Raw genomic sequence first — 13,494 nt, forward strand, 5'->3', positions numbered from 1 at the left:
TTCCCTGAACGGCGTGCGAGGCTCGACAGGCCGCGCGCGCATGCTTTAGATCGCGGGTATGGAAGAGCTTTTGCGCACCAACGACATCACGGTGATCCCCCTCGCGCGTACCCTTCTCGAGGCGGAGGATATAGAGTGCTTCGAGCTTGACGTAAACATGAGCGTCTTGGAGGGATCCATCGGCATTTTGCCGCGGCGGCTCATGGTTCGCAGCGCCGACCTGCCGCGTGCGCGCCGCGTGCTCTGGGAAAACGGGGTCGCGCTTGACCGCTGACGCGGTCGGCTTTCCGGCCGCGGACCTCACACAGAACGCGTTTCTGGGCGGGCGCATCACGCTCAGTCAGCCGCGGCGCGGCTACCGCGCAGGTATCGATCCCGTGCTCCTCGCCGCGTCGGTTCCGGCGCGCGCGGGCGATCACGTGCTGGATCTTGGATGCGGTGCGGGGACGGCGCTCTATTGTCTCGCCGCACGTGTGCCGGGGCTGGACCTGACGGGGGTCGAGCGTCAGGCGGCCTATGCCGATCTTGCGCGTCGCAACGCCGCCGCCGCAGGACTGGACGCGCGGATCGTCACCGGGGACGTCGCCGCGCTGCCGGCCGAGATCCGCGCGCGGCGGTTCGACCACGTGCTTTCCAATCCGCCGTATTTCGAGGCCGCGGGACGATCGCCCGCCGCCGACCCCGGGCGCGAGGCGGGCCTGTCCGAGGAAACGCCGCTCGCGACGTGGGTAGATGCCGCCGCGCGGCGGACGACGCCGGGCGGTACCGTCACCTTCATCCATCGCGCAGAGCGCCTGCCGGAGCTTCTGGAGGCGTTCGCGGCACGGCTCGGCTCGCTGGAGCTGAAGCCGCTTCTGCCGCGGGATGGCCGCCCCGCGCGTCTGATTCTCCTGCGTGGCCGGAAGGGCGGGCGCACGCCTTTCGTACTGCATCCGCCGCTCGTTCTGCATGCCGGAGAGGCGCATGTGCACGACGGGGACGATTACAACCCTGCCGTCGCCGCGATTTTGCGTGACGGAAAGCCGTTTAAATTTTCGGCATGATTTCGCAATTTCGTTTTCCTCCCGTCATCCAGAATTTGCGGATTGATGCGCTGCAGCGTGACTTCGCGCGAAAATTGTGGTGCCATGGAATTCTCACCCATAGTCAGGAGGTCCCCATGAGCTTGAGTTCGCATTTGCAGGAACTGAAGAAGAAGCACGCGTCCCTGTCGGAGGCCGTAGAGGCGGCCCAGCGTGCGCCGGGCATGGATGGCCTGCATGTTGCCGAGCTGAAGAAGCAGAAGCTGCGCCTCAAGGAGGAAATCACGCGCCTGTCGTCGCGCCGGCTGCACTGACGCGGCGGCGGCCAGCACAGCACCGAGACGTTCAACAGGGTGCGCCGTTCGGCGCGCCCTTCTTCGTTCCGGAGGACGCGCCGCTCCCGGTCAATCGCGGATCGGCGCCAGGTAGCGCGATTCGAGTGCCTCGCGCAGGTGCTCGTGCTGGGTCGGCAGCTTCAGCGCCTCGCCCAGATGCGCGATGTCTTCGTCGCGGTCGAAGCCGGGCTCGTTCGTGGCGACCTCGAACAGCACACCACCAGGCGTCTGGAAGTAGATCGCCCAGAAGTAATCGCGGTCGATCACCGGCGTGACCTGGAAGCCCGTATCCATGAGCGCCTTGCGGACGTCGAGCTGTCGCGCCCGGTTCTCGACGGCGAAGGCGACATGATGCACCGAACCGGCGCCCTGGCCGGCCGCGGGCGCGGAGACCTCCGTCAGATCGATCACGTGGGCCGCGCTACGGCCCGGCAGGTGAAACCGGGTGACGTCCGCGCGCCGGTCGCTTTCTTCGTAGCCCATGAAGCGCAGGAGTTCGGCCGTCGCGCCGATGTCGCGCAGCGCCATGTCCGTGGAGTGGAAACCGCGGATCGCCGCCTCCTCGGGCACGCCGCCGCCGGTCCATGGCGCGCGCGGGTCCTCCGCGACCTCGACGAGCGCGAAGCCGTCGCCGTCGGGTCCATGGAACGCCAGCCGTGGTTCGCCGAAGCGGCTGTCCTCGGACAGTCCGGACACGCCCGCCTCCGACAGGCGGGTGCTCCAATAGGGCAGGGCGCCTTGCGGCACCGAAAACGCGGTGGTGCCCACCTCGCCGGCGCCCGGGGAGCCCCGGCGGGCGTGCGGAAACGGGAAATACGTCATCACCGAACCTGGCGTGCCGACCTCGTCGCCGTAGTGCAGGTGGTAGACCTCGGGCGCGTCGAAGTTGACCGTCTTCTTGACCCGGCGCAGACCGAGCACCTTAGTGAAGAAATCGTTGTTGTGCTGGGCATCGGACGCGATCGAGGTCACGTGGTGAAGCCCCTGAATGTCGGTGATCATGGCGGATCTCCTTTCCCGTTGCCCACGGGATCTAGCGAGCCGCGTGCGCGATGATAACGGGCAGCGGGTCAGCCCATCGGTGCGCGAGCGCACAAAAAAGCTCCCCGAACACCGGGGAGCTCCTTGGCCCTGACGGGCGCGCGTCGCTGGCTCAGACGAAGAACTGGCCACCATTGGCCGAGATCGTCGAGCCGTTGATGAAGGCCGCGTCGTCGGACACGAGGAAGGTGACGCATCGCGCGATCTCCTCGGGTTCGCCGAGCCGGCCTGTCGGAATCTGGCCGATGATCGCCTCGCGCACCTTCTCGGGCACGGCCATCACCATCTCGGTGGCGATGTAGCCGGGGCAGACCGCGTTGGCGGTGATGCCCTTCGAGGCGCCCTCCTGGGCCAGCGACTTGACGATCCCGAGGTCGCCGGCCTTTGTCGCGGCATAGTTCACCTGCGCGAACTGGCCCTTCTGGCCGTTGATCGACGAGATCACCACGATCCGCCCGAAGCCGCGCTCGCGCATGCCGGGCCACACCGGGTGGATCGTGTTGAAGACGCCGGTGAGGTTGGTGTCGATGACCTCTTTCCACTGCTCGGGCTTCATCTTGTGGAAGGGCGCGTCGCGGGTGATGCCTGCATTGGCGATCACGATGTCGATCGGACCGAGATCGGCCTCGACCTGTTCGATGCCGGATTTCGACTCGTCGTAATCGGCGACGTTCCACTTGTAGGTCTTGATGCCGGTCTCGTCGGTGAAGGCCTTGGCCTTTTCGTCGTTGCCGGCATAGGTCGCCGCCACATCGTAGCCGGCCTCCTTCAGCGCCTTCGAGATCGCCGCCCCGATGCCGCGGCTGCCGCCGGTGACCAATGCTGTACGAGCCATGTTCTCTCCCTCCTCCGAGATTTTGAGTAATTCCGTTGCGCCTTTAACTCCTCGAGCGCAACATTGTTTCAAGATGTGAGAGCATCAATCCAGCTTTCCGTCAAGCCACAGACGCGCATCGGCCTCGCCCTGCTCCCACGTCAGGCGCAGCTTCTCGGGATCGGTGAAATCGATCTTGTCCGCGGGCGTCTCTTCGGACGGCGCGATATAGGTGAAGCGCGGATCGTCGGGCAGTTTGCGATAACGTCTGGTCAGCAGGATCGTGGTGTCGCCCTCGTCCGGATCCGGCATCGGCGCCTGGTCGGCCATGCCGCCATCGATCACCGGCCGGCCGTTCCATGCCGGCGGCTTGAACACGGGCGGGATCGTGGCGGCCGAACAGATGAGATGCGTGAGCGCACCGTCGCGGGCGGCCTGGTTCGCGTCGACCAGCGTCCATTCGAGGCCCATCTTCTCGGCCCAGCCGAAATGCGGACTCGACTTGATGTAGAGCTCCGACTGGTAGGCGAGGGCCATCGCCGTGCCCGACAGCGCCGGCGCCTTCGAGGCTGGCGGATGCGCGATCAGGATCTGGAGCTGCGGTCCATCTGCGATGCGCCGTTCGGCCTCGGCGTCGATCACCCGTTCCACGACGGCGCAGTAGATTTCCTGATGCGGGGTCAGCCCGCCGTCGTCCTCGTCGAAAAGCGTGTGGGCATTGTGGTTGGCGTGCTGCTCCGCGAAGGCGCGGCACATCTCGTCGTAGAGGTCCTTTTCGCGACCGGCCAGAAAGCCGACCGCCGAGAGCGCGCCGCCCGACACACCGGTCACGCGGCGCGGCTCGATACGGTGTTCGCTGCAGACGACTTCGAGGAAGCCGCCTTGCCAGAAGCAGCGCAGGCCGCCTCCGGAGAACACGAGTTGGGTCGGGGAGGTGAATGCCTGTGCCATGGCGATGGGCGGGGCCGTGGCCCCGCCCGGATCCGATCAGGGGCGTTCGACGCAGACAGCGACACCCATGCCGCCGCCGATGCAGAGCGTCGCGATGCCCTTCTTGGCGTTCCGGCGCTTCATCTCGAACAGGAGCGTGTTGAGGACACGCGCGCCCGACGCCCCTATCGGGTGACCCAGCGCGATGGCGCCGCCATTGACGTTCACCTTTTCGGGGTCCCAGCCCATGTCCTTGTTGACGGCGCAAGCCTGCGCCGCGAACGCCTCGTTCGCCTCGACGAGGTCGAGATCGTCGGGCTTCCAGCCCGCCTTCTCGAGCGCCTTGCGGCTGGCGTGGATCGGACCGACGCCCATGATCGACGGATCAAGACCAGCCGTCGCATACGACACGATGCGTGCGAGCGGTTCGATGCCGCGCTTCTCGGCGTTGTCGGCGCTCATCAGCAGAACGCCCGCGGCGCCGTCATTGATGCCGCTGGCATTGCCGGCGGTGACGCTGCCGTCCTTGGTAAAGGCGGGCTTCAGCTTGGCCATGCCTTCGGCCGTGGCGCCGTGACGGGGATGCTCGTCTGTGTCGATGACGACGTCGCCCTTGCGGGTCTTCACGGTGAACGGAACGATCTCGTCCTTGAAGCGGCCGTCCTTCTGCGCAGCCTCCGCCTTGTTCTGCGAGGCGGCGGCGAACTCGTCCTGCTGTTCGCGGCTGATCTGCCATTTCTCGGCGACGTTCTCGGCCGTCTGGCCCATGTGGTAGCCGTTGAAGGCATCCCACAGACCGTCGCGGATCATGGTGTCGATGTATTTCACGTCACCCATCTTGTGCCCGGCCCGCAGATGCGCGGCATGGGGGCTGAGCGACATGTTCTCCTGCCCGCCGGCGCAGATGATGTCGGCATCGCCGAGCATGATGTGCTGCGCCCCGAGCGCGACGGCCCGAAGGCCGGAACCGCACACCTGGTTGATGCCCCAGGCCGCCGATTCCTGCGGAAGGCCGGCGTTGATGTGGGCCTGGCGTGCGGGGTTCTGCCCCTGCGCCGCGGTCAGCACCTGCCCAAGGATCGTTTCGGAGACCTCGGACTTGTCGATTCCCGACCGCTCGATCAGCGCCTCGAGCACCGCGGCGCCGAGATCATGGGCCGGCGTGGTGGCGAAGCCTCCGCTGAAGCCGCCGACCGCGGTGCGTGCCGCGGACGCGATCACGATGTTCGTCATGCCTTGTCTCCTCTGTCACCAGGCCGGGCGGCCGGATGGACGGTCGCCTCTTCCCTTCGGTGATTATCGGATCGGACGTAACGGCACAACTCGCAGCAGCGGGCGGTGCGATCGCTTCGGCGGCGCCGCTCAGGCGCGGCGATGTGCCTGACGGGGAGCGGACCACGGTGGCCGCATGGTCGGCGCGGCGAAGAAGTAGCCCTGCAGGCAGTCGATGCCGAGATCGGCGGCAAAGGCCGCATCGGCGGCCGTCTCCACCGATTCCGCGACCGTGAAGAGATCGAAGGCGCGCGCGACGGCATGGAGCGCCCTGACCATCGCCTGGTTGTCGGCGTCGGTCGCGAGGCCACGCACGAAGCTTCCGTCGATCTTCACGATGTCGACGGGAAACGTGCGCAGATTGCGCAGCTCCGAGTGCGAGGCACCGAAATCGTCGAGTGCGAAGGCGACCCCGGTGCTTTGCATTTCGGACATGAAGGCGCCGGCGATATCGGGGACGCGCATGGCCGAGGCCTCGTTGATCTCGAGGATCAGGCGCTCGCCCGCGGTCGGATCCGACCGGATCGCCCGCTCCAGCGTGCGGCGCCACCGCGCATAGCCTATCGAATGGGCCGACATGTTCACGGCGAGCCTCAGGTCGGGCGTGCGTCGAAGCTGCGTGAGCGCCTTGTCGAGCGCGATGCAGTCGAGCAGGCGGCCGGTTTCCGTCGCCTCCACCGCCGGCATGAACTCGGCGGCCGGCAATACGCGGCCGGTGGGGTCGAGCACGCGCACGAATGCCTCGTGAAACGCGATGTGCTCGGGCGCGTGCGCCTGCACGACGGGTTGGAACGCGAGGCGCACCTGCTTGTGGCGGATCGCCTCCTCGGCCGTGGCCTGAAGCCCCCGGTCGCGCAGGGACACGGCTTCCGCTATGGGGTTCGATGCGGGCGGTTTCGCGCTTCGGTCCGTCACCGGCGCCTCCTTCCAGACGACTCGGCGGCATCTAAGCGCGGGCGCCTTGCCACGCGATTAATGGCGTTGGGTTGACATCGGCCGCACGCCGGCGTACGCGCCGCTTTCATTGGTGTTGGTGGCCCCCGCAAGGGGATGCCTGTCACGGGCTGCAGGCCCGAGAGGACAACGCCCTTCATCCCCGCCCGAGCGACCACCGCAAGGGCGACAGACCTGTTGAAGGAGATCAGACGGTGACCAAACGCACCTCTGCCAAGTACAAGATCGACCGCCGGATGGGCGAAAACATCTGGGGTCGTCCGAAATCCCCGGTGAACCGCCGCGAATACGGCCCCGGCCAGCACGGCCAGCGCCGCAAGGGCAAGATGTCCGACTTCGGCCTGCAGCTGCGCGCGAAGCAGAAGCTCAAGGGCTACTACGGCGACATCACCGAGAAGCAGTTCCGCCGCATCTACGCAGAGGCCGAGCGGGTCCGCGGCGACACCGGCGAGATCCTGATCGGTCTGCTGGAGCGTCGGCTCGACGCCGTCGTGTACCGCGCCAAGTTCGTCGCGACGATCTTTGCCGCGCGTCAGTTCGTTAACCACGCCCACGTGCTCGTGAACGGCCGCAAGGTGAACATCCCGTCCTACCGCGTGAAGGAAGGCGACGTCATCGAGGTCCGCGAGAAATCCAAGCAGCTCGCCTCGGTGCTTGAGGCCGCGCAGCTCCCCGAGCGTGACGTGCCCGACTATCTCGAGGTCGACCACTCCAAGATGACCTGCACCTTCGTGCGTCAGCCCGGCCTGTCGGACGTGCCGTACCCGGTCGTCATGGAGCCGAACCTCGTCATCGAATTCTACGCCCAGAACTGATCCTGGGCGCATCCGAAACACAAAGGCCGCGTCCCCCGGGGGCGCGGCCTTTTTCGTGCAACGTGGCGCGTGCGCTCAGAGGTAGAGCACGTCGCGGAATACGTGGCGGACGATGTCCTCGCGCTTCAGCCCGCGCGCGGCGAGCTCCGAGTCGTTGAGTGCGCTAAGGTGCTGCACGCGGCGCACGCGGTGATTGGTTTCCGCGATATGGACCAGGCCGTCCATGATGCGGGAAAAGATGCCGCGGGTTTCGTTGCGGCGGGCGATGCCGGCGGGATTTGTGTCTGCAAGTGCCATGTCTGGAGCCTCGATCGAATTGGAGTGTGCTCCCTCCCTTGCCATCCAAGCTAGATGCTGCGGCGCGGCATGACGAGCCGCCGGCGCTGCAAGGCCGCCTCCCGACCAGTGCATGGCCGTCGTCGAACGCTCGGTGGCAACCAAAATGGGGCGGCCAAAGCCGCCCCGCCTTGGAATACCTGATCGAAATATCGTCCTGGAAACGTATGCCCCATCGGGGCCTTTGCGCGGTCACAGACGCAGGCGCACGGTTAACCATGCGCAGTGACAGATTCTTGACGCCAGCGCGAAGGTTTGGTGTCCGGGCCGCCTACTCGGCGGCGAGCGCGACCTCGGCGCGGCTCGACAGGAACCGCTCGGCCGCGGCGCCGGCCAGATGCGCAATCCGGCCCGCCACGATCGTGGCCTCAACCGCGTGCGTGGCGGCGTTGACGATGGCCAGGTCGGCACGCCGGCCGTAATCGATCGTGCCGCGGTCCGGCAGTCCCAGGATCGCCGCCGGCGCCGCCGAGATGAGCCCCCACGCTTGCGCGAGCGACACGATGCCCGAGTCCGACAGCGCGAACGCCGACTGCGCCAGCGCCGCCGGCGCGCGATCCGAGACCAGCGCGTTGCACAGCCCGTGCCGGACGTAATCGATCGCTGCCGTGTCGAACGGGCTCACGCCGGCGTTCAGGATCGCCGGGGCCGGCAGGAGCACGGGATCGCCGACCGCGCGTGCAAGCGCCGCCGCAGACCGCCGCGCCGGGCGCACGCAAAGCTTGGCGCCGATCATCGAGTAGGTCTCGCGCCGTTCGCCGTCGGGGTCGTCGAGGCTGCCGTAGGTCACGCCCAGCGTGTCGAAGCCCTCGGCCAGACGGCACAGGTGCCGGGGCACGTCGCGCGTCTCCTCCGCGGCGCGGCGCATCCGCGCGGCGATGTCACCGGGGCGCGGCCCCTCGGCGGGGCCGTGGCCCTGGAGCGTGGCGAGCCGGTTCGTGAACAGCACGAGATCGACGCGGTAGCGCCGGATCGCCGAAAGCAGCGCGTCGCGGCTCTCGACGGTATGGGTCTCGCAAAGGATCGAGACCCGCAGGTCGAGGAGCGCGCGGGTGGTCACGTAGGCATTGTGCAGCGCGAGCATCCGCTGCGCCTCGGCCGGGTCCGCAGCCCCGCCTTCCCAGCTCCACGACTGGCCGAGCCAGGCGGTGGTCACGCCGTTCGCCGCCGCCTCCGACTCCGCCGCGGCGAGGATGGTCGTCGGATCGCAGACCCGCGGCAGCGTCCCGCGGAAGCGGTCGAACGCGGCGCCATGCACATCGACGATACCCGGCAGGATGTAGTAGCCGCTGAGGTCGACCTCCGGCAGCGGACCCTTGGAGATCCGCCCGTCCTCGATCGCGACCGAGCGCTGCTGCATCTGGCCGTCGCGCAGCGACGTCGCCCCCGTCAGCCGGAGGCGCACGGAGCGCAATGCAGCGTTATGAGAGGTGTGGGTCGCCATGCACCACTTCTAAAGCGTGCATGTGTCGGCGAAATGACACCATTCCAAGCAACTCTGTGGCGAAGTTAACATGTGTCGGAGGGGTTGCCTCGGCCCCGGCCCCGTCTCGACAGCCTCGGCGCGCCCACGCGTCAGCGCCGCCGCAGGGTATCGCCGAAATCGATCTTGGGCGACAGTTCGATCACGGGCTCCACGGGCGCCTCGGGTTCGGCCACACGCGTGGCGATGATGCGCGCCGCGCGGCGGCCGATCTCGGTCCGGCAGGCATCCATCGTGGCGAGCCGTCTTGGCAGCCCGTCCAGCAACTCCACGCCGTTGAAGCCCGCCAGACCCACCTGCCGCGGCACCGAGATGCCCTTGTCGAGCAGGTGCAGGAGGCCACCCGCGCCAATCATGTCGTTGGAATAGTAGAGAAAATCGAGCTCCGGCGTACGCTCGAGCATCGCCGCGGTCATTTCCCGGCCCTTGGCCAGCGCCGAGCCGCCGGAGTAGAACTCCTGGTCCATGACCTCGATCCCCGACTTCGCGAGCTGCTCGGTGAACCCCTCGAACCGCTTTCTGGCGCGGTGATCCAACGGCATCTTGGTGCCCATGAAGCCGATGTTCTCGTAGCCGGCCTTGACGATCGCGCGGGCCATCTCGCGCCCGGCGCGGCGATGCGAGATGCCCACCGCGCAGTCGACCGGGGTGCCGTCGGTGTCCATGATCTCCACCACCGGGATGCCCGAGGCCTTCAGCATCGCACGGCTTGCGTCGGAATGTTCGAGCCCGGCGATGATCACGCCGGAGGGACGCCACGACAGCATCTCGTAGAGGACCTTTTCCTCCTTCTCGGGCAGGTAGTCGGTCACCCCCACGACCGGCTGCAGCTCGGTCTCTTCCAGTTCGTGACTGATCCCGGCCATGACCTCGGGAAAGACCATGTTGCGCAGCGAGGGGATGATCACCGCCACGAGGTTCACCCTCTGGCTCGCCAGCGCGCCGGCGATCTTGTTGGGCACGTAGCCCAGTGCCTTGGCCGCCTCGAGAACGCGCTCGCGCGTGGCCTCGCTCACGTCGCCGCGGTTGCGCAGGACGCGGCTCACGGTCATCTCGGACACGCCCGAGGCCTCGGACACGTCGCGCAGGGTCAGCGGGCGGTGATCGGTGGCCACGGAGATGCTCCTTGCTCGGGGTCTCCGATGGTAGGCGCAACCCTGCGCGGCACACAAGCGGATGCGGACCAGGGGCCGCTCCGGTGACGGACCGGCCATGGAGGGGCGCTGCCCCTCTTGCGCCTGCGGCGCAATTCACCCCGGAGTATTTCGGCCAAGAACAAGCTCGGCCCGGGACGTGGCCGAGGCTGCGGGTGGGTGCGTGGTGCCGCGCGGCACCGCCGTTCGGACGGTGCCGCGCGCGGGAGCGTCAACTCTGCGCCGCGAGCGCCCGGTCGCAGCGCGCGCAGGTGCCGGGATGCGCGTGCGTGCCCACGTCCGGCAGGATCTTCCAGCAACGCTGGCACTTCTCGCCCTCGGCGGAGACGACCGAGACCGCGATGCCCGGCACGTCCGGCAGGCGATAGGCGTCGGCCGGCGCGGGATCGGTGGTCAGGCGGATGTCGGAGGTGATGCACAGCGTCGCGAAGGTGTCGCGATCGGTGATGATCTCGGCCACGTCGGCCGGAAGGTAGACGATCGGCGCGGCTTCGAGCGAGGCGCCGATTTCCTTCTCGCGCCGCTTTTCCTCGAGCGCGCCGGTGACCACGCGGCGCACGGCGCGGACCGTGTCGGCCCGCGCGGCGAGCGCGTCGTCGCGCCAGGCGGCCGGGGTGTCGGGCATGTCCTGCAGGTGAACGGAGCTGCCCTCGCCGGGAACGCGTTCGAGCCAGACCTCCTCTGCGGTGAAGACGAGGATCGGGGCGAGCCACGTCGTCAGCCGGTGGAACAGCAGGTCGAGCACGGTCAGCGCCGCGCGCCGCTCGAGGCTGTCGCGCGGATCGCAGTAGAGCGCGTCCTTGCGCACGTCGAAGTAGAAGGACGACAGGTCCACCGTCGCGAAGTTGAACACCGACTGGAAGACGTGCTGGAAGTCGAAGCTGCGGTAGCCTTCGCGCACGACTCCGTCGAGCACCGAGAGCTTGTTTAGGATCAGCCGCTCCAGTTCGGGCATGTCGGCCGGATCGACCGCGTCCTCGGGCCGGTAATGCGCGACGTTGCCGAGGATGAATCGCAGCGTGTTGCGCAGTCGGCGGTAGCTGTCGGCGGTGCCCTTGAGGATCTCGGGCCCGATCCGCTGGTCCGAGGTGTAGTCGGCCTGGGCCACCCAGAGCCGCAGGATGTCGGCGCCGTACTGTTTCACCACCTCCTCGGGCACGACCGTGTTCCCGAGCGACTTGGACATCTTGTTGCCCTTCTCGTCGAGCGTGAAGCCGTGCGTGACGACGTTGCGGTAGGGCGCGCGGCCGATCGTGCCGCAGGCCTGCAGCATGGAGGAGTGGAACCAGCCGCGATGCTGGTCGGTACCTTCCATGTAGACGTCGGCGATGCCGTCCTCGGTGCCGTCCGCGCGATCGCGCAGGACGAACGCGTGGGTCGAGCCAGAGTCGAACCACACGTCGAGGATGTCGAAGACCTGGTCCCAGTCGGCGGGGTCGTGGTCGGTGCCGAGGAACCGCTCCTTCGCGCCGGGCTTGTACCAGGCATCCGCGCCCTCGGTCTCGAACGCCTCGAGGATGCGCGCGTTGACCGCGGGATCGCGCAGCAGGAAGTCCGTGTCGGTCGGTTTCGCGCCCTTGCGGGTGAAGCAGGTGAGCGGCACGCCCCAGGCGCGCTGCCGCGACAGGACCCAGTCGGGCCGGCTTTCGATCATCGAGTAGAGGCGGTTGCGCCCCGAGCGCGGCGTCCACGTCACCAGTTCGTCGATCGAGCGCAGGGCGCGGCCGCGGATCGTAGTGCCGTAGGTGTCCTGGCCGTCGCCGACCGCGCGGTCGATCGCCGCGAACCATTGCGGCGTGTTGCGGTAGATGACCGGGGCCTTGGAGCGCCAGGAATGCGGGTAGGAGTGCTTGATCTTCCCGCGCGCGAGGAGCCCGCCGACCTCGACGAGCTTGGCGATGATCGCCGCGTTGGCGTCGCCCTCCTTACCGTTCTGCTTGAGGATGCGGGTGCCGCCGAAGAACGGCAGGTCCGGACGGAAGCTGCCGTCGTCCTCGACGTTGTAGGTGATCACGCGGTCGAGCATGCCGAGGCCGCGATAGAGCTCGTATTCTTCCATGCCGTGCGACGGCGCGCAGTGCACGAACCCGGTGCCTTCCTCGTCGGTCACGAAGTCCGCGGCGCGGAAATCGCGCGGGTCGTTCCATTCTCCGCCGGAGCCCTCGGCACCCGCGAGGGGATGGGCCAGCGTCATCGCCGCGAGCTGCGCGGGCGTCACGTCGCGCACCCGGCGCCACATCCCGTCCTCGAGCCGAGCGCGGGCGAAGGTCGGTCCGGCGACCCTGTCGGCGAGGATGTAGCGATCGCCGACTTGCGCCCAGCATTCGTCCGGCGTGTCGGTGACCTCGTAGAGGCCGTAGGAAAAATCCTCTCCGAAGACCACCGCCTTGTTCGAGGGGATGGTCCAGGGCGTGGTGGTCCAGATCACCACGTTGGCGCCGACGAAGGCCTCGCGCGCCTCCGCGCGGGCGCTGGCGACCGCCTCGCGCTCGTCGTCGGACATTTCCTCGTCCGACACGTCCGCCTCGGGCAGCGAGAAATCGGTCACCGGGAATTTCACCCAGACGGTGAAGCTCTCCTTGTCGTGATACTCGACCTCCGCCTCGGCGAGCGCGGTCTTCTCGACCGGCGACCACATCACCGGCTTCGAGCCCTGGTAGAGCACGCCGCTCATCAGGAAGGTCTGGAACTCCTCGGCGATGATGCGCTCGGCGCGGTAGTCCATCGTCAGGTAGGGATCGGCCCAGTTGCCGGTGATCCCGAGACGCTTGAACTCGTCGCGCTGGATGTCGATCCAGCCCTCGGCGAAGCGGCGGCACTCCTGGCGGAAGTCCACGACGTCCACCTTGTCCTTGTCCATGCCCTTGGCGCGGTACTGCTCCTCGATCTTCCACTCGATCGGCAGGCCGTGACAGTCCCAGCCCGGGATGTAGCGCGCGTCGTGGCCCATCATCTGGTGGCTGCGGACGATGATGTCCTTGATCGTCTTGTTGAGGGCGTGACCGATGTGCAGGTGCCCGTTCGCATAGGGCGGTCCGTCATGCAGGGTGAAGGGCGTCCGGCCCTCGGCCCGGTCGCGCAGGCGGTCGTAGACGCCGATCGTCTCCCACCGCTCGAGCCAGCCGGGCTCGCGCTTCGGCAGGCCCGCGCGCATCGGGAAATCCGTCTGCGGCAGGGCGAGGGTGTCCTTGTAGTCGGGCGTCAGGCTGGTCGTGTCGGTGGTGTCGGCGCACATGGGTTGCGTCCTTGCGGCGTTGGCTCGGCGGCGTGTCGGGGAGAGAGGGGCGGCGCGTCGGCGCGGGCGCCATTGTCCCGGCGCGAGGCACGTCCCATCGGGG

General features: G+C 67.8%; 13 protein-coding genes. 4 read left to right on the plus strand and 9 right to left on the minus strand.

Features of this window, described 5'->3' with window-relative positions:
* Window positions 1-58 precede the first annotated feature (58 nt).
* From ROJ8625_RS14965 to ROJ8625_RS14975, 3 genes are all read left to right on the plus strand, one after another.
* The gene (locus ROJ8625_RS14965; RefSeq protein ID WP_085792699.1) at window positions 59-274 is read left to right on the plus strand and encodes a putative signal transducing protein; all 216 of its coding nucleotides are present in this window, start codon (window positions 59-61) and stop codon (window positions 272-274) included.
* Window positions 264-1,043: a tRNA1(Val) (adenine(37)-N6)-methyltransferase gene (locus ROJ8625_RS14970; protein WP_085792700.1), complete on the plus strand. Its 780-nt coding sequence runs from the start codon at window positions 264-266 to the stop codon at window positions 1,041-1,043. Before ROJ8625_RS14965 ends, ROJ8625_RS14970 begins: the two co-directional genes overlap by 11 nt.
* Window positions 1,044-1,159: 116 nt before the next feature.
* Entirely contained in the window at window positions 1,160-1,336 is a 177-nt protein-coding gene (locus ROJ8625_RS14975) for a YdcH family protein (RefSeq protein WP_085792701.1), read from the plus strand.
* A gap of 90 nt (window positions 1,337-1,426) precedes the next feature.
* Here the strand turns inward: ROJ8625_RS14975 and ROJ8625_RS14980 are convergent, their stop codons facing one another.
* From ROJ8625_RS14980 to ROJ8625_RS15000, 5 genes are all read right to left on the minus strand, one after another.
* Window positions 1,427-2,359 carry a VOC family protein gene (locus ROJ8625_RS14980; RefSeq protein WP_085792702.1) on the minus strand — a complete coding sequence of 311 codons (933 nt, stop codon included), beginning with the start codon at window positions 2,357-2,359 and terminating at the stop codon, window positions 1,427-1,429.
* A gap of 151 nt (window positions 2,360-2,510) precedes the next feature.
* Window positions 2,511-3,233 carry an acetoacetyl-CoA reductase gene (gene phbB, locus ROJ8625_RS14985; RefSeq protein ID WP_085792703.1) on the minus strand — a complete coding sequence of 241 codons (723 nt, stop codon included), beginning with the start codon at window positions 3,231-3,233 and terminating at the stop codon, window positions 2,511-2,513.
* 84 nt (window positions 3,234-3,317) lie between these two features.
* Window positions 3,318-4,163 carry a patatin-like phospholipase family protein gene (locus ROJ8625_RS14990; RefSeq protein WP_085792704.1) on the minus strand — a complete coding sequence of 282 codons (846 nt, stop codon included), beginning with the start codon at window positions 4,161-4,163 and terminating at the stop codon, window positions 3,318-3,320.
* A 36-nt stretch (window positions 4,164-4,199) separates the two neighbouring features.
* Window positions 4,200-5,375, minus strand: a complete 1,176-nt coding sequence (locus ROJ8625_RS14995; protein WP_085792705.1) for an acetyl-CoA C-acetyltransferase — start codon at window positions 5,373-5,375, stop codon at window positions 4,200-4,202.
* 129 nt (window positions 5,376-5,504) lie between these two features.
* A complete protein-coding gene (locus ROJ8625_RS15000) occupies window positions 5,505-6,329 on the minus strand; it encodes an EAL domain-containing protein (protein ID WP_085792706.1) in 825 nt (274 codons plus the stop codon).
* 233 nt (window positions 6,330-6,562) lie between these two features.
* Between ROJ8625_RS15000 and rpsD the strand changes: the two genes are divergently transcribed.
* Window positions 6,563-7,183: a 30S ribosomal protein S4 gene (rpsD, locus tag ROJ8625_RS15005; RefSeq protein WP_085792707.1), complete on the plus strand. Its 621-nt coding sequence runs from the start codon at window positions 6,563-6,565 to the stop codon at window positions 7,181-7,183.
* A gap of 75 nt (window positions 7,184-7,258) precedes the next feature.
* On the opposite strand, the gene ROJ8625_RS15010 is transcribed toward rpsD, so the two are convergent.
* The 4 genes from ROJ8625_RS15010 to ileS form a co-directional block, all read right to left on the minus strand.
* Window positions 7,259-7,480: a DUF1127 domain-containing protein gene (locus ROJ8625_RS15010; RefSeq protein ID WP_085792708.1), complete on the minus strand. Its 222-nt coding sequence runs from the start codon at window positions 7,478-7,480 to the stop codon at window positions 7,259-7,261.
* A gap of 310 nt (window positions 7,481-7,790) precedes the next feature.
* Window positions 7,791-8,963: an amidohydrolase family protein gene (locus tag ROJ8625_RS15015; protein WP_234984279.1), complete on the minus strand. Its 1,173-nt coding sequence runs from the start codon at window positions 8,961-8,963 to the stop codon at window positions 7,791-7,793.
* 131 nt (window positions 8,964-9,094) lie between these two features.
* Window positions 9,095-10,117, minus strand: coding sequence for a LacI family DNA-binding transcriptional regulator (locus ROJ8625_RS15020; protein WP_234984280.1), 1,023 nt, complete (start codon window positions 10,115-10,117; stop codon window positions 9,095-9,097).
* 250 nt (window positions 10,118-10,367) lie between these two features.
* On the minus strand, window positions 10,368-13,391 hold the full coding sequence (gene ileS / locus ROJ8625_RS15025) for an isoleucine--tRNA ligase (RefSeq protein ID WP_085792710.1): 3,024 nt from the start codon (window positions 13,389-13,391) through the stop codon (window positions 10,368-10,370).
* Window positions 13,392-13,494 lie beyond the last annotated feature (103 nt).

This window comes from Roseivivax jejudonensis (assembly GCF_900172265.1).
Lineage (GTDB): Bacteria > Pseudomonadota > Alphaproteobacteria > Rhodobacterales > Rhodobacteraceae > Roseivivax > Roseivivax jejudonensis.